Origin of the sequence: Ulvibacterium sp., from assembly GCF_965248315.1 — a bacterium.
Taxonomy (GTDB): Bacteria; Bacteroidota; Bacteroidia; order Flavobacteriales; family Flavobacteriaceae; genus Ulvibacterium.
Genome location: NZ_CBDFIX010000002.1, coordinates 3,579,125 through 3,599,696 on the forward strand (window position 1 = coordinate 3,579,125; position 20,572 = coordinate 3,599,696).

The 20,572-nt window shown below is 39.3% G+C and carries 20 protein-coding genes; 4 read left to right on the forward strand and 16 right to left on the reverse strand.

The window, feature by feature from the left end:
- Positions 1–17: 17 nt before the first annotated feature.
- From ACP2AF_RS16905 to ACP2AF_RS16965, 13 genes are all read right to left on the reverse strand, one after another.
- Positions 18–1,100 carry an AMP-binding protein gene (locus tag ACP2AF_RS16905; protein ID WP_425237325.1) on the reverse strand — a complete coding sequence of 361 codons (1,083 nt, stop codon included), beginning with the start codon at positions 1,098–1,100 and terminating at the stop codon, positions 18–20.
- A complete protein-coding gene (locus ACP2AF_RS16910; protein WP_425237326.1) occupies positions 1,081–2,016 on the reverse strand; it encodes a lysostaphin resistance A-like protein in 936 nt (311 codons plus the stop codon). The genes ACP2AF_RS16905 and ACP2AF_RS16910 overlap by 20 nt, the downstream gene beginning before the upstream one ends.
- Complete coding sequence (locus tag ACP2AF_RS16915; protein WP_425237327.1) at positions 2,007–3,059, reverse strand: o-succinylbenzoate synthase; 1,053 nt, start codon at positions 3,057–3,059, stop codon at positions 2,007–2,009. Before ACP2AF_RS16915 ends, ACP2AF_RS16910 begins: the two co-directional genes overlap by 10 nt.
- Positions 3,060–3,140: 81 nt before the next feature.
- Positions 3,141–3,821 (reverse strand): metal-dependent hydrolase, encoded by a 681-nt coding sequence (locus tag ACP2AF_RS16920; RefSeq protein WP_425237328.1) that lies wholly within the window; start codon positions 3,819–3,821, stop codon positions 3,141–3,143.
- 29 nt (positions 3,822–3,850) lie between these two features.
- Entirely contained in the window at positions 3,851–5,755 is a 1,905-nt protein-coding gene (locus tag ACP2AF_RS16925; protein WP_425237329.1) for a sensor histidine kinase, read from the reverse strand.
- Between the two features lie 802 nt (positions 5,756–6,557).
- Positions 6,558–7,310: a LytR/AlgR family response regulator transcription factor gene (locus ACP2AF_RS16930; protein ID WP_425237330.1), complete on the reverse strand. Its 753-nt coding sequence runs from the start codon at positions 7,308–7,310 to the stop codon at positions 6,558–6,560.
- Positions 7,311–7,342: 32 nt separating this feature from the next.
- Entirely contained in the window at positions 7,343–8,251 is a 909-nt protein-coding gene (gene menA, locus ACP2AF_RS16935; RefSeq protein WP_425237331.1) for a 1,4-dihydroxy-2-naphthoate octaprenyltransferase, read from the reverse strand.
- A gap of 7 nt (positions 8,252–8,258) precedes the next feature.
- Positions 8,259–8,858: an SPOR domain-containing protein gene (locus ACP2AF_RS16940; RefSeq protein ID WP_120711611.1), complete on the reverse strand. Its 600-nt coding sequence runs from the start codon at positions 8,856–8,858 to the stop codon at positions 8,259–8,261.
- A 188-nt stretch (positions 8,859–9,046) separates the two neighbouring features.
- A complete protein-coding gene (locus ACP2AF_RS16945) occupies positions 9,047–9,877 on the reverse strand; it encodes a CvfB family protein (RefSeq protein ID WP_425237332.1) in 831 nt (276 codons plus the stop codon).
- Between the two features lie 84 nt (positions 9,878–9,961).
- On the reverse strand, positions 9,962–10,306 hold the full coding sequence (locus tag ACP2AF_RS16950) for a DUF2853 family protein (RefSeq protein WP_425237333.1): 345 nt from the start codon (positions 10,304–10,306) through the stop codon (positions 9,962–9,964).
- Positions 10,307–10,326: 20 nt separating this feature from the next.
- The gene (menD, locus tag ACP2AF_RS16955) at positions 10,327–12,105 is read right to left on the reverse strand and encodes a 2-succinyl-5-enolpyruvyl-6-hydroxy-3-cyclohexene-1-carboxylic-acid synthase (protein WP_425237334.1); all 1,779 of its coding nucleotides are present in this window, start codon (positions 12,103–12,105) and stop codon (positions 10,327–10,329) included.
- A 60-nt stretch (positions 12,106–12,165) separates the two neighbouring features.
- Positions 12,166–13,203: an isochorismate synthase gene (locus tag ACP2AF_RS16960; protein WP_425237335.1), complete on the reverse strand. Its 1,038-nt coding sequence runs from the start codon at positions 13,201–13,203 to the stop codon at positions 12,166–12,168.
- A gap of 1 nt (position 13,204) precedes the next feature.
- Positions 13,205–13,627, reverse strand: a complete 423-nt coding sequence (locus ACP2AF_RS16965; RefSeq protein ID WP_425237336.1) for a PaaI family thioesterase — start codon at positions 13,625–13,627, stop codon at positions 13,205–13,207.
- 71 nt (positions 13,628–13,698) lie between these two features.
- Here ACP2AF_RS16965 and ACP2AF_RS16970 point away from each other — a divergent pair, with 71 nt between their 5' ends.
- Together ACP2AF_RS16970 and ACP2AF_RS16975 are read left to right on the forward strand one after the other, a co-directional pair.
- Positions 13,699–14,340: an alpha/beta hydrolase gene (locus ACP2AF_RS16970; RefSeq protein ID WP_425237337.1), complete on the forward strand. Its 642-nt coding sequence runs from the start codon at positions 13,699–13,701 to the stop codon at positions 14,338–14,340.
- Positions 14,337–14,933: a GNAT family N-acetyltransferase gene (locus ACP2AF_RS16975; RefSeq protein ID WP_425238040.1), complete on the forward strand. Its 597-nt coding sequence runs from the start codon at positions 14,337–14,339 to the stop codon at positions 14,931–14,933. The genes ACP2AF_RS16970 and ACP2AF_RS16975 overlap by 4 nt, the downstream gene beginning before the upstream one ends.
- Here the strand turns inward: ACP2AF_RS16975 and ACP2AF_RS16980 are convergent.
- Complete coding sequence (locus tag ACP2AF_RS16980; RefSeq protein ID WP_425237338.1) at positions 14,906–15,838, reverse strand: hypothetical protein; 933 nt, start codon at positions 15,836–15,838, stop codon at positions 14,906–14,908. The genes ACP2AF_RS16975 and ACP2AF_RS16980 overlap by 28 nt on opposite strands.
- 140 nt (positions 15,839–15,978) lie before the next feature.
- On the opposite strand from ACP2AF_RS16980, the gene ACP2AF_RS16985 reads away from it, so the two are divergent.
- Entirely contained in the window at positions 15,979–16,884 is a 906-nt protein-coding gene (locus ACP2AF_RS16985) for a metallophosphoesterase (RefSeq protein ID WP_425237339.1), read from the forward strand.
- 101 nt (positions 16,885–16,985) lie between these two features.
- Here ACP2AF_RS16985 and dnaK read toward each other — a convergent pair whose 3' ends face one another.
- Positions 16,986–18,899 (reverse strand): molecular chaperone DnaK, encoded by a 1,914-nt coding sequence (gene dnaK, locus ACP2AF_RS16990; protein ID WP_425237340.1) that lies wholly within the window; start codon positions 18,897–18,899, stop codon positions 16,986–16,988.
- Between the two features lie 158 nt (positions 18,900–19,057).
- Positions 19,058–19,513: a nuclear transport factor 2 family protein gene (locus tag ACP2AF_RS16995; protein ID WP_425237341.1), complete on the reverse strand. Its 456-nt coding sequence runs from the start codon at positions 19,511–19,513 to the stop codon at positions 19,058–19,060.
- Positions 19,514–19,635: 122 nt separating this feature from the next.
- On the opposite strand from ACP2AF_RS16995, the gene panB reads away from it, so the two are divergent.
- Positions 19,636–20,454, forward strand: coding sequence for a 3-methyl-2-oxobutanoate hydroxymethyltransferase (panB, locus tag ACP2AF_RS17000; RefSeq protein ID WP_425237342.1), 819 nt, complete (start codon positions 19,636–19,638; stop codon positions 20,452–20,454).
- Positions 20,455–20,572: the final 118 nt, after the last annotated feature.

Genomic DNA, 20,572 nt, shown 5'->3' on the forward strand with positions numbered 1-20,572 from the left:
ATCTTAGGTTGGTGATTTCAAAGTATTTTTAATGTTTCATGCCTTAGGATTTTTCCATTATCCGTTTCGCTAAACTTTGAAACCGCATAAATGGCCTTCGGAACTTCAAATTTATCCAAAACCCCAGAAGATATGATTTCTTGTAAAAAGTAATCGGTATCCGTTTCACCTTCAACAAGCAATACTAATTTTTGCCCCAGCTTCTCATCAGGCAATCCTGCGACAAAGAATCGATCTGTAATTATTTGGGACAATTTGGCCTCGATTTGCTCTGGAATCAGTTTTATGCCTCCAGAATTGATTACGTTATCATACCGCCCCAACCATATAAATTCGGTTTTTGAAATAAGATGTACCAAGTCATTGGTAATTACCTTATCATCACAAACGTCCGGTGCATCAATAACAAGACAGTCCCTAGAGTCTGTGGAAACGGTTACCCCAGGAAGCGTTTGGAAAGAGGTTTCCACTATTTTTGAAGGGATTGCAGAGTGTATTTTTCTAACCGCTATATGGGTTATGGTTTCCGTCATTCCATAGGTCTCAAAAATAGTAGTGGACTCATGTTCTACTTTTTTCTTCAATGTATTCGATACCGAGGCACCTCCAACCAATACTATTCGTATTCGTTTTAACCGACCCAATGATTTTTCCAGTTGTAACGGTACCATTGCACAGAAATCATAGGAATTGGTATTGTATTCCAACGGATTTGAGGAAGGTTCTACATAATGGAGTTCAAGACCCAAAACCATGGCACGTACCAACATCATTTTCCCGGCGATGAAATCACAGGGCAAACACAGCAATGCAGAACTTCCCGGTTCCAGTTCGAAGAAATCTCCGGTGGCCAAGGCGGAATTCACCATTTGGCTTTTCTTGAGAAGAATCGATTTTGGTATTCCCGTGGAACCAGAAGTCTTAACTTTAACATCTGGCTTTTCATCAAGCCAATCCAACAAAAAATCCCCAATGGCCTGTTCAAAAAGTGCACCCTCCTTTATTAAGCTATATCCTATCTCCTTTAGTTCATCTACGGATGGATGAAAGCCATTAAACTTAAACCTAAAGTGAATGTCGCTATACTTGGGTTTCGTCATTATTAGATGTGAAAAACTCTTCTCGAGATAAGATGGGGCCGGCCAATCGTTGCTTCCAATTTTTCCATTGGTACTTTTTGGAAAAGATATATAGAAGTATGGGAAAGACCACAAAAACTGGCAAAAAGGCGTCAAACCCCAAATCCGGTTCGGCCACGTTTTTATAAATGGCATCCACCTGAAAAGCCGTACTGTCTGCCGTTATTAAAAGTGCCGTTACCAAGTTATTGGATGCATGAAAACCCAAAGCCAATTCCAGGCCTTCGTCCATTAAAGTCATAATCCCCAAGAAGAAACCAGTACCGATGTAATAGACCATAATACCGTAGCCCAATTTACCCACTTCCGGATTTCCCAAATGCATCAACCCGAACAAAACGGATGTAATGAACAATGGTACCCACCGATTTCTTGCCATAATACCTATTCCTTGCATCATATAGCCCCGAAACAAATATTCCTCGAAACTGGTTTGTATGGGAATCAGTAATATGGCTATTATCAGCAAATACAAAAATGGCTCCCATCTGAAATTAAGGATATAGTCCTCTGGGGCCACCACAATATCTATTCCGGTTATTACTATGGTAATAGTTGACCAAAGTGCAAAGGCAAAGAAAACCCGTTTCCAATCTATTTTTTGTCTGGAAGTCGTTAATGAGGTTAGTGTCTGTTTGTGAATGAACTTCACCCAGAGAAACAACAAGGCAAGACCGACTATAAAGGGAATCAGCATCTCAATTAAAAATCGGTTGGCTCCTTTCCTGTTAATTTCCGCCTCCATTATGGCTTCAATATCCAAGTCCAAAAGCACTATGGCCAAGTAGTTGAGTACCATGAGCCCAATGAAGCCCAAAGGGATCAAAAAATATTTCCAAATACCTATTTCTCCTTTGTACCCTTGTTCTACATACATAAGTTCTCGATTAAATTGGTTTCCCAATATTTATCATTTCCATAACCCAATTGGCCGTCTTTTACGGCCAATGGGCAGTTAAAATTATTAGTAAACAAACTTCCGGTGCCCAATCCTTGGGGCATTGGGTTGTTAAAGGTAAACGTCCACTGTGCAATGGCATTAAGGCCTATATTGCTTTCCAAGGCACTGGTTACCCACCAGTCAATATCGTATTCATTGGCCAAGGCTATCCATTCTTCACTGCCCTTAAAACCTCCAATCAAACTGGGCTTTAAGATAAGATAATGTGGCTGGATGATCTGCAACAACTTTTTCTTTTCCTTAAGTTCAAAAATTCCGATCAATTCTTCGTCCAAAGCAATAGGCAAGGGAGAATCTTTACACAACCTTTTCATTTCCAGGTATTGACCTGGCATAATCGGTTGTTCTATGGAATGTAGGTCATAACTGGACAAGATTTGAAGTTTTTCCAATGCCTCTTTTGGCCCAAAGGCGCCATTGGCATCTACTCGAAGTTCAATATCCGCTTTCGAATATCTTTTGCGAATAGATTCCAAAAGCTCTATTTCTTTATTGAAATCGATGGCCCCAATTTTCATTTTTATGCAAGAAAAGCCTTCCACCAATTTTTGTTGGATCTGTTCATACATAAAACCTGCATCTCCCATCCAAATAAGGCCATTGATGGGGATTGTGCTTTCTCCTCTTGTAAAAGGGGATTCAAAAAGTTCGAGAGAATTTTTGGATCTCAAGGAAATAAAAGCCTGTTCTATACCAAATTGGATACTGGGAAAGAGTTTTAATTCCTCATAAAGGGTTTCCCTGCCCAAAGAAATGTTATCGCAAATCCATTGGAGCTTATCTTCATAACCCACCACATCGTCTACACTTAGGCCTCGTAATAGTCCACATTCCCCTATCCCCAATTTTCCATTTTCTTCCAAGATAAGAAACCAAGTCTCCTTTTGGGTTAGTATGCCCCGCGAAGTGCCACTGGGACGTTTAAAATTGAGAATATGTTTTTTATACCTGGCTTTCATCCGTTACGCCCAAATTTAGACATATTTTTGGGGTCATAGATGATGGAAACACCTTAAAGTTTACCAAAAATAAGAAGAGTATCAAACGGTCAATTCCTGTCCTATATCCAATAAATGGAGTGTTTTACCCGCTTCCTTGAACTTTCTTTTGGCTTCTCCATGGTCAATTTCAATATATCCAAAAGTATCAAAATGGTAGCCCAATATTTCAGGACACTCAATGAAATCCGAAGCTAGAATAGCATCGTCTACACCCATTGTAAAGTTGTCGCCAATGGGCAAAACGGCCAAATCCAATTTTGTTTTCATAGGAATCAGCTTCATATCCATGGTCAATGCCGTATCCCCGGCAATATAGATTTCCTTGTTTTCCGCTGAGAGAATGAATCCACCTGGCTGCCCACCGTAGGAACCATCCGGAAAGGAAGAAGTATGAATGGCGTTTACGTATTTCAATCGTCCAAAATCAAAATTCCATTGACCGCCGTGGTTTATAGGGTGCGCCTCAAGACCTTTGTTCTGATAGTGTACCGCAATTTCATAGTTGCTTATTATAGTCGCACCTGAAGCTTTGGCAATTTGTTCCACATCCAAAGTGTGGTCTTGATGCGCGTGAGTCACTAATATGTAATTCGGATTAAGGTCATCAATGTTTATTTTACCAGATGCCTTTTCATTGCCCGTGATAAAAGGGTCTACTAAAAGTGTTTTGTCTTTAGTCTCAATGAGCAAAGAAGCGTGGCCCAAAAAAGTAAATTTCATTATTGAAGAGTTTAGGTTACTCTCCAAATTTATTTAAAATTGAACCAAAAGCGAACCCCTTCCGCTGTTTTATCAATGTTCAATTTGGTCTGTAGCTGATTGGCCAAACGGTTCATTAATCGTATCCCCATAGAGGAGTTGGTTCGTTCCTCGGTATCTTCCGGTAGACCGACCCCGTTGTCCGAGTACTCAAAAAAGCCTTCTTTGTCACCCATTTTTCTCAGGTGGATGTAAATTTTGCCATTTTCCTCGTCATAGGGAAAGGCATATTTAAAGGAGTTGGAGACTAGTTCGTTCAAAATGAGCCCAAAAGGGATAGCTCTATCAATATCCAGTTCTACACCTTCGGCGTCTATTGTAATATTGATATTATGTCCGCCTTTTTTATAGACCGATTGTACACTGTTAATTAAGCTTTCGATATACCCCTGCATTTCGATTACCGAAAGGTCATCGTTCTGATAGAGTTTTTGATGAATCAACGCCATGGCCTTTACCCTACTTTTTCCTTCTTCAAGGGCCTCTATAGCCGCTTTACTTCGTGTATTTTTAGTTTGAAGGCTCAATAGGCTGGAGACCATTTGTAGGTTGTTTTTAACCCTATGATGTATTTCCTTAAGAAGTGAATCCTTTTCTACCAGGGAATTTTCAATTATATGTTTCTGTTCTGCGATCAACCGTTGGTTCTTTATACTTTTTAGATAGGCATAAACCAAACCTGCAAATCCCAATAGTGTGAAAATCAAGGAAATGAACACTAGATTTATCCGTTCGTCCTGTGCTATCATTTCACTGCGCTGCTCCTCCAAAGCCTGCTTTTGGGCTGCCATTATAGATCGTGTGTTTGCCTTTTCCTCAGCCATGACCGTGGCCAATTGTTGCTTTCTTAATTCTGATTCATTGATACTTATGGAATCGTTGATTCGAATGTTCTTTCGCAAATAAAATGAGGCGTTTTTATAGTCGTCGGTCCTTTCATAATAAATGGACAGCAATCTATTCTTTTTTATTTTGTTCTCTGTTTTCCTTAGCTGCATATCATCACTCAAAAAGTCCGTAGCCTTTTCCAGATCCGCCAATTGCAAGTAGCATTCGGCAATGGCCAGACGATTTTCGATGATATCCGCAGAATACAAACCTTTGGTATACTCGGTCATTTCTTCGATACTCTGCTCCAAAAAAGGAATGGCATCCTCGTATTCTCCTAATTGCAGGTGACATTTTCCAATGTTTCCACGTATTTTACTACTTAAAAGGTTTGCCTCTTGTACCTCCGCCTCAGATTTAATCTTGGTTACATCGTTCAAAAAAACATCTATGAAACCTTTGGCTTTTTTATAGGAATTCAGAGAGGTAGGTGTGGATTTGTCCAACCTTAGGTAGGTTCCGACATTATTGTAGAATTCGGCCTGGGCAAAATAGTCCTTTTCGTCCACGGTTTTTTTAACGTGTTCGAAGTAATCGTCCATGGCCTTGCGATGTAATCCTAAATTGGAATAAATGTCATAAAAAGCGATGTTTTCCGTAATTCCCAATTCCTTCTTTTCCTTCCGAATATCTATTTGTTCCGCGTAAAGTTCCAATTTGGAATAGTTCTCGTCCATGAGATTCAAAAGAATGGTTCTGGTATCCAGATCAAGGCCTTCCTTTTTGGCATACAATTCCTTGTTTATGGCAAGACTCTTATCATAATCCCCAATGTCATAATATATTTGGGATTGCATAAGTTTGTATTGCTTTACCGCGGTTGTATCTTCTTGTTTTTGAGCATTGTTAAGAAATACATTTACCGTATCCAGCCAATCATATGCCGAATTCTCCAAATAACGATTTGGAGCATCAAAAAAGAACTCGAATCTTTCTTCGAGCGTTTCCTTGTTTTGAAATTTTACAAAAAGACCTTCATCAGTTTCAGTGGAATCTTGAGAAACCATAGAACTAATGCAAAAGAGACAATGGAAGAATACTAATAAGGTTGGGCCAAGCAGATTTTTCATATCATAGTACGGGAACAAAACCAAACATACCGTTATAGTCCGGTCCTGCGAAATTTTTGTTGTAAACCAAAACAACAGTTTGGTACGTCTCCATTATTGTAAAAACGTCTTTTTTACTACACTGATTGTTCTCAAATTCTTTTTTTAACCATAATCTAAAATAGATTTGAGCAGAACGTTGATATTAAGGCTAAAATAAGACCACATATACGCGAAAAAACCCTATTAACATATAAAGCCTCCATGCAATTACATCAAAAAATAAAATGATAAGTTTTGGGGTGTCCTAAGGACGGTTCAAAAATATTGTATGAAGGCCATCCTTTTTGATTATTGTTGTGTAACCCCCGTTTTTTGTTGTGAAAATTAGAATATCATTCCAGGGGCGTATTTCATCCGATTTTTTGAGCATTTGGCCGAAGTCACATAAGCCCAAATTTCTAAAAGAAAATATTGTACTTCAATTTGCAGTTTCTTGAAAATAGAAAACCATACAAAAACTAAAAAGAGCCCTGCCATTAAGACACGACTCTTTTACGAGAACACTATATGAAAATGAAAAAACTATTAATTCAATTGAAGCTTGTAAATTAATACAGGACTAAAGTAATTCACTTTAAGACAGAGGCAAAATTAATGTTGTGAAGGAGCTGAAAACTGTTGTGTCCAAGCTATAAACCGCTATAAAAAAAGAAGACATGTGCCACATGTCTTCCACTTCCGTATAAAATGAAAGATTTTAAGAGTTCATTGCAGAAATGATAAACTCTTTGAAATCTTTAGATATTGGAATTAGGGTATTGTTTATCATAATATCCTTGGAGTTTATGGCATCTATATGATCCACATTCACAATATAGGATTTATGGGCCCTGTAGAATTTGTTCTTCGGTAATTTCTCTAAATAGTCCTTTAGCGGGGACCTTACCAAAAACTTTTTATCCACGGTATTTACTTCCAAATAAACATTATCCGCCTTTATGAACTGTATGTCTCCAAATTGTATCCTGTAATACAAGTGTTGTTTTTTAACAAAAATGGAGTCCTTTAAGACTGAATTTGACATTGGGGCTTCTACGGCTCCATTCTCTTCAGAGGCCGTTTTACCAGTACCATAGGTAAAGTTGGAAAGCGCAATTTCTATGGAAGTATATAAATCCTGTTGTTCAAATGGTTTTACCAAATACCCATTGGGTTTAACCGTCTTGGCATTTTCTACGGTGGCACGATCAGAATTTGAGGTCACAAAAATAAAGGGTATGTCATAGTTCTCCCTAATATGTTTGCCCAAATCGATTCCTGTTTTGTCGGAGGCAAGTATAATATCGATCAAGACCAGGTCAACCTGCTGTGTCCTTAAAACTTCTTCCGCTTGCTCATATACTATTACGTTATCAACAATCTCATAACCAATCTCTTCTAGCATAGATTGCATATCGTCCGCAATGATAACATTGTCCTCTACAATAAGAATTTTTATAGGTTGTTCCAAAGTAGTTGTGGTTTAGATGGTTAGACTCAAAATTACAAAAAATTATTAAAACTGATATAGAATATGATGGCGAGAGCAAAAGTATTTAGGGCCAATTTCTTAAGTTCCGGGTCCAATAGGACGGGGGCATCTGTTTTATAAACACGAAGCATATGAACAAAAATTGGTACGAATAGTACTAAGGAAAGAAAATGGTACCAATTTGTAAAGTTCAGTAAAACAAACCAAAGTAATGTCGCAAATGCACTGAACAAAAGCAATGCGTGATAGGTCTTACCATTTTTGAATCCAATTCGCACCACAAGGGTGTTCTTATCCGCTTGCGCATCGGATTCATAATCCCTTAGGTTATTGAGGTTAAGAACACCTACACTTAAAAAGCCTATGGTACAGGCCGGCAAGAGAGCTTCTAAATGAAGAACCTGAGTGTTTAGGAACATGGACCCCAGGACAGCAACCAAACCGAAGAAGATAAAAACAAAAAGATCTCCCATTCCTTTATACCCATAGGCAGAAGATCCCACAGTATACTTTATAGCGGCCCAAACACTTGCTGCGCCCAACACTATAAAGAGCAAGAGGTAACTTATTTGTTCTTTTCCAAATGCAGTGTAAACCACGACGAGAATCAAAAAAAGGTTAAGAACGCTTGATATAACGATTCCTTTTTTCAATTCCTCCTTGGACAGCAGTCCGCTTTGTAAAGCACGTTTTGGCCCTATCCGAGACTCATTGTCCGTACCTTTAATCCCGTCGCCATAATCATTGGCCAAATTTGACGTAATCTGGAATCCTATTGCGGTAAAAAGTGCCAAAACGAATACTAGAACATCTACTTTTCCATAAAGATTGGCCAAGGTTGTTCCTACAATGATACCAGATACCGATAGCGGTAGGGTCCTTAAGCGTAAGGCATCCAACCAAATTTTAGTTTTTGGCAAAACTTCTTTAATAGGGGTCTTCTATTTGGATTCTCTTGCCATCCTGGTAAGAGGCAACGAAAGCATCCTGGAAACCAAGATCTACCAGCTGTTTTCTAAATTTTTGGGCTTCTTCCAAAGTCTCAAAATTCCCCAAGGAATACGAATAAAACGGGTTGGTCTTAACAAACATGGTATTTGTAAGCGCCTTTGAAGCAAGCGTTACATTATTGTCAACGAAAGATTTGATCTGAACGGAATAAATCTTTTCTTTTTCCAAAAATTTCTTGGCCAAATAAAATTCATTCACCAGACTAAGCTCCTGATTTTGTAATTTAAGATTATCTATACGTGTTTTTATCGCATCCAAACTATCAATGGAAACCAGCAAGTTTTCCTGTTTTTCAAAACCGTTGGAACTACTTAGGCCAGCCGTAAAAGATGTAATGGCAAGGGTCCCGATAAGGAAAAGTCCCGTAACGCCGGCCAAGACGTTTCGCTGTATCTTACTTTTTTTAAGCTCCTTGTTCTTGAACTTTATTTGATCTAGAAGACGTTCATTGATTATCTGAGCCTTGTCGATATCCTTGTGCAATTCCAGTAAATCGCTTTCTTCAATGAATGGCATGCAGCGTATAGTTTTATGGGGTATATCTTGTGTTAAAGTTAACCAAAATACTTTAATGTTAAAAAGGTCTTATATCCTTTGTTGCAAAAATATAACTTTTGGTGGCATAGGAAAGGAAAACTGTGGTTAAATTGATATAGTGAATTGATTTTCATTTCGTTAAAGAAAATTCGTTTCAAAATTTATACTCAAATAACCTGAATGCCATTTTCTTTTATTTCTATTTTTCGGGCTTTGTATAATGTCCCCACACCTTTCTTAAATGTCTTTTTGCTCATTTGAAGTGTCGCTTTGATATCTTCAGGATCTGATTTATCATGAAGTGCCAAAAAGCCATCATTCTGCAGGAGGGTCTCATAAATCTTGTTTGCTGCGGGTTCTAGGACATTGACCCCCATAGGTTGAAGTGATACATCAATTTTATTGTCAGGTCGTATGCGTTTAATAACGCCTTTGGTATTGTCTCCTATAGCTACTCTTTTGAAGACTTCATTGGAATAGACCAATCCTTTATGCAGATTATTAATTATTACCTCCCAGCCCAAATCTGTACTTCGCGTAAAAATCAAATCCACTACTTCCCTTTCCTTTATGGATAAATCCTCATTATCCAAAAACTTGTCCAATTTATTGGATGCTACCAAACGTTGGGTCTTCGTATCGAGATAACAAAACACCACGTACCAATGGCCCTCTTTCATTTTTGACCTTTGCTCCCTAAACGGTACCAAAAGATGTTTTTCCAGGCCCCAATCCATAAAAGCTCCAAATTCGTTTACCTCGGCTACTTGCAACAACTGGAACTCGCCCCTCATTATTTCAGGTTGCAAGGTTGTTGCAATCGGGCGTTCTTCATGATCCAGATAGCAGAAAACTTCAAGTTCTTCCCCTATTTCATAAGTTTTAGGTACATATTTGTTTGGCAGAAGTATCTCATTGCCTTCATCATCGCCCAGAAAAAGTCCCACGCTGGTATCCCTTAAAATTTGAAGGCTATTAAATTTTCCAAGTAGAAACATGATGTAAAAGTAGCGTTTAAAAATTCTATAAAAAAAACCGTCCGCCAATTGGCGGACGGCTTCTAATGCTTATATAACAAGCTATTAGTTATACGTTGAAGCTTTGTCAAAATGTTTACATAACATATAGTAGACAACCGCTCTGTATTTGCTTTTTACGGAGCTACCATATTTATCCACCACGGTCTTAACGGCATCCATCAATTCAGGCCCATCCGCTAAACCCAACTTTTTTACCAGATAATTGTTCTTAACGGTTTCCAATTCCTTGTCGTCCGCTCCGGAAACTTTGGAAGCATCCAAATTGTAAATGGCAGGACCCAGTCCAATGGTAACTTTGGTCAATAAATCCATGTCCGCTGTTTCGCCAAATTTTTCCTTGATGTCCGCGGCATACTTAGCTATCAATTCGTCTCTTTTACTGCTCATAATAGTTAGTGTTCTATAAATTAATGGTTAATAAAATCCGAAGATAAAAAATCAAAGTAACCGAGCAAAATTTTATCGTTCAATAATCTTGGAGTGCGAACTTCCAATAATTTAGGTTTATCGGACTGTGCATAAAAAAACTTCAATGCATTTTCCAAGTCCTTAGACCCACTCACTTCGGTATGCTCAAAACCATACAAATTACAGATATGTTTCGCATCCAAATTTTGGACAGTTTCAAAATAGGTCTCAAAATTCGGAGTATCTTCCCGCCCTGGTAAAATCCTAAAAATTCCACCTCCGCCATTATTTATCAGTAGTATTCTAAAATCGGGTCGGATATGTCCGTTCCATAAAGCATTACTGTCATAAAAAAAACTCAGATCTCCGGTAATTAACAAAGTAGGTTTCTTACTATATACAGAGGCTCCAATTGCTGTTGATGTACTCCCGTCTATGCCGCTGGTACCTCGGTTGCAAAACATTTTTATGGAAGGATGCCAATTAAAAAGCTGAGTGTAGCGAATGGTGGAACTATTGGCCAAATGCAATTGATAATCCCTTGGTACACTGCTACCTATATAGTAAAAAGCCAAGAGATCGGAAAATGGGATCCGGTGTATATATTCCAGTCTCTTTGATCTAAAATTTTCCTTGATATTCTGCCAGTAATCGCGATAATTCCCTTTCGTATTTTCCTCATATACATCCGACAGTATGACTTTTAGAAAGCGGTTAGGGTCCAGTTTTATGTGATGGGAGAGTGAAAAAAAAGTGTCATAGGCCTTTATTTTGTCAATATGCCAATGATGTTCGGCCTTATACTTCCGTAAAAATGCCTTGATTTTCTTTGAAACGATCAACCCCCCAAAAGTGAGCAGAATCTCCGGTTGCAACTTTCTAAACAAATCATCCTTTTGGTCTAACTTTTCTATGGGCGCAACCAAGGTATCTATACTTGGGAAGAAATTGGGGTGATGTAGATTTGATGTTGTTTCCGTAAAAACGATTACGGAAGGGTCATTGGCCAATATATCCAAAACCTTTTGATCAATGCTATTTGGTTGACTTACCCCTACCAGCACCAGCTTACGTTTAGCAGTTTTCCAAATTGAGGTTAAGGGCTCTAAATCCAAGCCTGGGAGTAGATTTTTTTGCTTGTTGAAGACTATATTGGGTTGTACCGTACCTTCATCGATAAAGTCATACAAGGGCTCCTCGAAGGGGGCGTTAATATGTACTGGGGTTTTATGGACATATGCCAAGTTTATGGCTTCATTTAAACTAGTATCATTGAAAGATTGGATTTTTTCCTGGGTATTTTCAATGGCATTTTCGGTAATTAAATCCGATGCATATTTTTTTACCTTTTCCACTGCATGTGAAACGTCTTGTCTTAAATTTACCGAGCATCCTATGTGCCTATGAAAAACATCGTCCTGACGTATCGTCTGCCCATCTCCGATATCTATCTTATAACCGGGCCGATCCGCAGAAATGATGATAAGGGGAATATTACTGTAAAAGGCCTCGGCAACAGCGGGATAATAGTTTAAAAGAGCACTGCCCGAAGTACATACCAGGGCGACCGGTTCCTGTAAATGCTGTGCAATCCCAAGTGCGAAAAAAGCAGCACAACGCTCATCTACAATGCTGAAACATTTAAAAAAAGGGTTTTCAGAAAACCCAATGGTCAAAGGAGCATTTCTCGAACCCGGAGAGATAACGATATTTTGGATACCTTTTGCCTTACAATGCAAAATAATGGTCTGGGCCAAGGGAATGGTGGAATATCTCATGTAGGGCAAAAATACAACGAGGGTAATTCTAAACCAATCTAAACCAAAAAAACTAAAGGTTTAAATAAGCTGTAACAATGTCTTGCTCTTGGCCACAGTCTCTTCCCATTCTTTTTCAGGGTCGGAATCTTGTGTAATACCGCCACCAGTATAAACAACAACTTTGTTCTCCTTGATTTGCGCACAGCGTAGATTCACATATAATTCAGTCTTAGCATCGAAATTAAGCTCCCCCAAAAAGCCGGTATAAAATTCCCTATCGTAGTTTTCGTTATCATGAATAAAATCAAGGGCAGGTTGTTTTGGAAAACCACAGATTGCGGGTGTCGGATGCAGGAATCTAATAACAGGACCTATGCCGTCTTTCAAAAAGACCCCGGAAATCTTGGTTCGTAAATGCAGAAGGTTTCCTGCTTTGACCGATTCCAGCTCTCCTTTTTTGATATCACTGGCCTTATCCCGTAGAACATCGAGTATATAATCCGTTACCAAATCCTGTTCCTTCAACTCCTTTCTACCCCATACTACCTGATCATCTCCACTATAAGGTAGCGTTCCTGCCAATGAAATTGTATTGAAATTCCTATTTCTAACCTGTAACAAGATTTCTGGGGTTGCTCCTAACCAAAGTCCTGTATTGGGGTGAAACCAGAGGTAACAGAAGGCATTTGGGTACTTGGACAGAAGACTTTGGAATAGTTCCAATGGACTCTCATTAAAATCCACTTCAATTTTACGGGATAGGACAACTTTTTTAAAATCCCCTTGTTGGATTGCGGCTATACCTTTTTGGATCAGATCAAGATGAACCTTCTTCTGTTCCAAATCAATTTGGATTTCGGCACCGCTTTTACAATTTGGGGGTGTACCAAAATCAAAATCGACTTCATGTTTTTGATTGGGACGCAATAGTATGGTGGGTTTCCATTCAAAAGCGGCCATTACGAACCCCGTTTCCGTAAAATCCGAAACGGAATGCAATGTATTATCCTTTTGAAAAAGAGCGGTAACCCGAGTATGATTCGGCTTCCTGTAAACAACAAAAGGAAGTCTGTCCCTAAATTGGGCGGACACCTTGTCCATAAGTTCCAAAGACATACTAACTTTTTGGCAGGGAAATGGTGGTTAATTTACATGAAGAAATCAAGTTTTCTTGCGCATCCGTAATCTTAATTTCCCATAATTGGGTGGTACGCCCCTTATGGATTAAAAGTGCTTTGGCGAACACCTCACCATCACGTATGCTTTTTACATGATTGGCGGATATTTCTATACCACGAACAAAAAATTTTTCCGCATCCAAAAAAATATAGGACGCCATACTCCCTACACTTTCGGCCAAAGCAACGGATGCCCCGCCATGTAGGACACCATCAGGTTGATGGACCTTTGCATTAACCGGCATTTTAGCCACAAGATAATTCTCACCTACATCAATATATTCGATCTCCAAGTTTTCCATCATTGTGTTTTTGGAAGAATTGTTACAGACCTTCAAAATTTTTTCCTTAAAATCGTCCATGAAATTTTTTTACAAAACTACGTATTGCCTAGTGAACAAATGGTACTACTTGGAAACAGATTTTAAAAACCATGAAAGAAAAAAAAATACGTTACAATACTACAGGTACCTATGAAACATTGAACCATTTGGAAAAATCCACAAAAAATGTTTGGATAGTACTCCATGGCATGGGGTACTTAAGTCGATTTTTCTTGAAACATTTTAAAGAATTACCGCCCGATGAAAATTATATCATAGCTCCCCAGGCCCCTTCCAAATATTATTTGGACAGTGCATATAAACATGTAGGGGCCAGTTGGTTGACAAAAGAAAACACTATTCTAGAAACCAAAAATGTTTTGGCCTATTTGGATGCTATTTGGGAAGCTGAAAACATTCCCGAAAATTGCAAGTTAATCGTTCTTGGTTTCTCTCAGGGAGTTTCCATTGCGGCCCGTTGGGCAGTCCATAAAAAACTACCAGTTCATCGACTGGTGCTTTACGCCGGTGGAATCCCCAATGAATTAAGGCCTACAGATTTTGATTTCTTGAGACGGAACAAAACCAAAATCGAGATATTTATAGGTAACAAAGATGAATACATAACCGAAAAAAGGCTGAAAGAAGAATTAAAAAAAATTCGGTCACTTTTTGAAGGGCGGGCTGAAGTGATTATTTTTGAGGGCGGTCATGAACTCAAAAAAGAAATCATTAACAGCTTAGTCGAATAGCAGTGGCAGTTACTTTGGAAAACCTACGGGTAAAACTTAGTCCGTTAAAGCCGGAAGATTCCGATAATTTATTTCCAATCGCCCAACAAGAAAAGTTGGTCCAATACTCCCCTTCCGATATTGCCACGTTACCTGCACTAAAAAATTATATCGACATAGCATTGGAACAGCAACTTCAGAAGAGCAGCATTCCATATGTTATTTTTGACAAAAACGCGCAGTCCTACGCGGGTTGTACGCGGTATATGAACATCGATTGGAAGAACAAGGTCTTACATATAGGATCCACTTGGATAGGAAGAGAATTTCAGGGAACGGGCCTCAACAGCAATGTGAAATTTTTGATGTTGCAACATGCTTTTGAAGAGATAGACTTCGAAAAGGTGGAGTTTCGCATAGATGAAAGAAATGAACGTTCTAGAAAAGCGGTGGAAAAACTCGGTGCAAAACTGGAAGGCATATTGCGCGAAAATGTATATCTGCTGGATGGCTTTAAAAGAAACACCTGTTGCTATGGGATTTTACATCATGAATGGAAGCGAATTAAATCCGAACGCTTCGCAGGCTATTCCTCGTCTTCAACTTCCTCTTGAAATTCGAAATATTTTATTCGTCTCGTAGTATAGGCGTTGTCCGGTGTAACGATCTGTTTCACCCAATTACCCTGCTCACGGTCATCATATTGGTAGATATATTCCTTTGCTTTCTCGGAATTTCCTTTTTTTTCGACCAATTTCGAAAGTGCCCCACTACTATCATAAGTAAAAACGGTAGTGTGTTCCGGTACAAATTGTCGGGTCTTTTCATCATATCCAAAATGAATGCTGGAAATTAATTGGCCAGAGGCATCAAATATTTCCTCAGTAGCGGTAAGAGGGTCTCCATTTAGAAATCTTTTGGTCAATATGACTTTTTCCAAAGTCCCATTCTTAGCCTTTCGACTGGACGTCCGAATAGATTTTTGTTCAACTCCATTTAACCTGTAGGTTCTTGTTTGCTCGTCCTTATATGATGTATATTCAATACCGGTCTCGTCCGTACCATTATTATTGGTCCTAATAATTTTAACCACTCTATCATCGGTATCATAGAAATATTCATATTGGTCCAGGAATTCCTTCTCATAGGAAACTATTTTTTCAGTAATCTTTTTGGTTCCAAGGGAATCCAGTTCATAAAAATGGGCAATGGATGTACTGGTATCAAAGGTATTTTCTCGATAATTTTCCAAGCGCTTTTCCTTTAAGAAACCTCCATCATATTGGTAATAGGTTACATCGTAGTCCGAGTCGCTATAACGGGTAACCGATTTGGCCAACAATCCATTCTCATCAAAATCATATTCTTCCTTCCCATAATCAGTGATTACCAAGCATGATTTTACATCACCGTTTAAATCAAAATCCTCCCTTGTGAATATTTTAATTTCTTGGGAAAAGATATCGGTTGCGACGAGGTTTAGAATAAAACAAAAAAACAGTATGTAGTTTTTTATCATAGTATAACATGGTAAAGTTCAAAATACGATTCCACATATCAAAAGTACTTTATTTAAAATCAATTTCCATACCAGAAGTTGGCGTAAAATCCTGTTGTACCTATCTTTACCATGGCTTAGTCTATCCCAAAAACAAAATCATGACACGGACCTTACTTCTTATGCTACCTTGGTTTTTCCTTCTAGGTTGCTCTCAAAAAAAGAAAACCAGTACAAAATTTCCTGAATTCGAGATAGGGGTGGTGGCGGACTGTCAATATTGTAATTGTAAATCAAGTAATCAGCGCTTTTATAGGCAATCGCCAATGCGCCTGAAGGAAGCTATAGATACTTTAAATACATATCCTTTGGATTATTCCATTCACTTGGGAGATTTCATTGACCAAAGTTTTGATAGCTTCGATACGGTTGCCCCTATTTGGGCGACACTAAAATCCGATCGGTTCCATGTGTTGGGAAACCATGATTTTAGTGTGGCAGATTCATTGAAGCCTTATGTTTTGGAAAAAATGGAATTGCACGATCGCTATTACAGCATAGTAAAGAACAAGTGGAGATTTATTGTTCTGGATGGGAATGACCTAAGTTTACATGGGGCACTCTCCGAGTCCAAAAAGCAACAGACCGATTCACTTTTTAAACTTTTGGAAGGAAAAGACATGCCTAACGTTTTTCCTTGGAACGGTGGGTTAAGTAACGACCAGTTGAATTGGGTAGAGGGTCAATTAAAACTGGCCACATTGAACGAGGAACGTGTGGGCATGTTTTGCCATTTTCCAGCTTTGGGCGTATCCAATTCACACAATTTATTGAACTATGAAGAATTACTGAACCTCATCGGAGAAAATGATTGTGTGAAATTCTATTTCAATGGCCATAACCATGCAGGTGACTATATTGAAAAAGATGGCGTACACTACTTGACTTTCAAAGGGATGGTGGATACCCAGGATAGTACTTCATTTGCAAGGGTAGCCTTTAAAAAAGATTCAATATTTGTGACCGGCTATGGTAGAGAGCTTTCAAGAAAGTTTAAAATAAATTAACGGACCGTAGCTTTTCCCTACTAAGATGAATTGAATAAAAAAGGGCACTATCAAATATGATAATGCCCTTTTAATAATTATTCCCTACTCCCCATCGGTGTTTATTTCACCTCTTCAAAATCTACATCCTCAACGTTATCACCTTCCTTAGTGTCTCCTCCACTAGCAGCTTCCTCGCCATTGGGTGACGGGCCGCCTGCTTGCTGGGCCTCCGCCTGTGCTTTGTACATCTCTTCAGAAGCAACTTTCCAAGCTTCGTTAATTTTCTCCAAAGCAGGAGTAATTACGGCCAGATCCTTGCTTTCATAGGCTTTCTTAAGTTCCTCCAAAGCATCCTCGATCGGTTTTTTCTTGTCATCGGACAATTTATCCCCGAATTCCTTTAATTGCTTTTCGGTCTGGAATATCATTCCATCGGCCTCATTCAATTTATCAGCCGTTTCTTTGGCTTTTTTATCGGATTCGGCATTTGCTTCCGCTTCGGCCTTCATTTTCTCGATTTCCTCCTCGGTCAATCCAGAAGATGCTTCGATACGAATGTCCTGAGACTTATTTGTGGCTTTATCCGTAGCGGAAACTTTAATAATACCATTGGCATCGATATCAAAAGTAACTTCTATTTGAGGTGTTCCTCTTGGTGCTGGAGGAATCCCATCCAAATGAAAACGTCCTATGGTTTTGTTGTCACCCGCCATGGGCCGTTCTCCTTGCAGTACATGAATCTCTACCGATGGTTGATTATCAGCTGCGGTGGAGAATACTTGCGATTTTTTGGTGGGAATCGTTGTATTCGCATCGATTAACTTGGTCATTACACTTCCCATAGTCTCAATACCCAGGGATAATGGTGTAACGTCCAACAACAATACATCCTTTACGTCTCCTGTCAATACCCCACCTTGGATAGCTGCACCGACGGCAACTACTTCATCCGGGTTCACCCCTTTAGAAGGTTTCTTCCCAAAAAACTTTTCAACGGCCTCTTGTACAGCGGGAATCCGGGTAGAGCCACCAACCAAAATAATCTCGTCGATATCGCTCTTTGAGAGTCCAGCAGCTTTTAGTGCCGTTTCACAAGGTTCGATAGTACGTTTAACCAAATCATCGATCAACTGCTCAAATTTGGAACGCGAGAGACTACGAACCAAATGCTTGGGTCCAGATGCTGTTGCTGTTACGTAAGGCAAATTGATTTCCGTCTGTGAAGAGGCGGACAATTCAATTTTTGCCTTCTCGGCAGCTTCACGTAAACGTTGCAGCGCCATGGCGTCATCGCGTAAATCGATACTTTCGTCTTTTTTGAACTCTTCGGCCAACCAATCGATAATCTTCTGATCCACATCATCACCGCCCAAATGGGTATCCCCATCCGTGGCGAGTACCTCAAATACACCATCGCCTAATTCTAAGATGGAAACGTCATGCGTACCACCTCCAAAGTCGAAAACTACAACCTTTTGATCAGTATGTTTTTTATCCAACCCATAAGCCAAAGATGCAGCAGTAGGTTCATTGATGATCCGCTCTACGGTAAGTCCGGCGATCTCACCTGCCTCTTTTGTGGCTTGACGTTGTGCATCGTTAAAATAGGCCGGAACCGTAATTACGGCCTTGGAAACATCTTGTCCCAAATAATCCTCTGCCGTCTTTTTCATCTTTTGAAGGACCATCGCAGAAAGTTCTTGGGGCGTATATAAACGCCCATCTATATCTACACGGGGCGTATCGTTATCACCTTTAACTACTTTATAAGGCACACGGTTCGCTTCCTTGCTAGACTCGGAGTATTTATTTCCCATGAACCGTTTAATCGAATAAACCGTTTTACCAGGGTTGGTCACCGCCTGTCTTTTGGCCGGGTCACCGACCTTGATCTCACCGCCTTCAACAAATGCAATAACAGAAGGAGTGGTCCTTTTGCCTTCCGCATTGGGAATGACCACCGGTTCGTTTCCTTCCATTACAGAAACACAGGAGTTGGTAGTACCCAAATCTATTCCTATTATTTTACTCATTCTTTATGTTTTAAATATTAGTCTTTTTTACAATCGATTTCTAAATGTCAAACAATATGCCAAGGGCGAGGAAACTGACAGGATGTCATTTTGGATAGGTACTAATTTTGAAAAATTAGCTCAAATTAAGGGTCGCAAGCACAATTGAGGTTACGAAATCAATCACAACCCTCCTTCCTTCGAGTATCGATTAAATAAATGATTTTCCAACTGCCTTCTTCCCTAAACAGTTGAAAGGAATTGACCCCACAGTGGTGGAATTCCCCATTGATCCAAAACTCATAAGGTGTCCAGGCATGAGCCATAGACCCATCTATTTGTATGTGATACGACTTGATTCTCTCTTCAAATTTTGTAGTTTTTGGAATACCGACAATGGATTTGAGAAAACCAGGGAACTTATCCTCTCGCACATATTCCTTCCCTTCTTTGTCCTTGGCAATGGTCTGCAAAATAACGGTATGGGAAACTGTCTTTTTGATGACCGTGGAGTCCTGATCATGAAATCCATCAAAAAAGGTTTCGATGGTTCTTTGAACGGAGACTTCATCGCTTTCCTGAGCGGAAACCGTAAAACAGATTACAACAAAAAATAAGTTTAGTACGTGTTTCATTCCATATATATTTGATTCAAAAATAAAGAAAGATTCTTCATTTTGATTCGTAACACAAGCTTTTCGCAGAAAGAAGGAATAACAACAATTTCCTTACATTTATCCTGCCTAAACAAAACTAGATGTCCACAGCAAAAAAAGAATATAAGCGAGTAACGGTAAAGTCGCTCGTGGAAATGAAAAAAAACGGAGAAAAAATTTCCATGCTTACCGCATATGACTATTCCATGGCCAAAATAGTAGATGCGGCCAATGTGGATGTTATTTTGGTAGGCGATTCCGCCAGTAACGTTATGGCCGGCCATGAAACTACATTGCCCATAACCTTGGATCAGATGATTTATCACGCAACATCCGTAGTTCGAGCGGTGAAAAGGGCCTTAATTGTTGTGGATATTCCCTTTGGCAGTTATCAAAGTGATCCCAAAGAAGCTTTACGCTCAGCCATACGGATTATGAAGGAGAGTGGTGCACATGCCATTAAATTAGAAGGCGGTATTGAGATAAAAGAATCCGTAAAACGAATCCTCAACGCCGGAATCCCCGTTATGGGCCATTTGGGCCTTACACCCCAGAGTATCTATAAATTTGGCACATACACGGTCCGGGCCAAAGAAGAAGAAGAGGCCAAAAAATTGATGGACGATGCCAAACTTCTGGAAAAACTGGGATGTTTTGGTATTGTGTTGGAAAAAATTCCGGCGAAGCTTACAAAAAAAGTGTCCGAGGGGCTTACCATTCCCACAATTGGAATAGGAGCTGGCAAATATGCGGACGGTCAAGTGCTTGTTATCCATGACCTATTGGGAATGACCCATGAGTTTAATCCTCGTTTTTTAAGACGATACATGAACCTTTATGAGGACATGGGCAACGCAATTTCTGGATATGTGACCGATGTGAAAAACAAGGATTTTCCTAGTGACGAAGAACAATATTAAAGTTTCCAATCAGGTAATAACCATTAAATTTTAGTTTTCTTCTTGTCCCGTATCGGCTAAAAAATCATATGAAAATCAATGATTTTTAGTTATTGGAAAATGCATCCAACAGAAGATT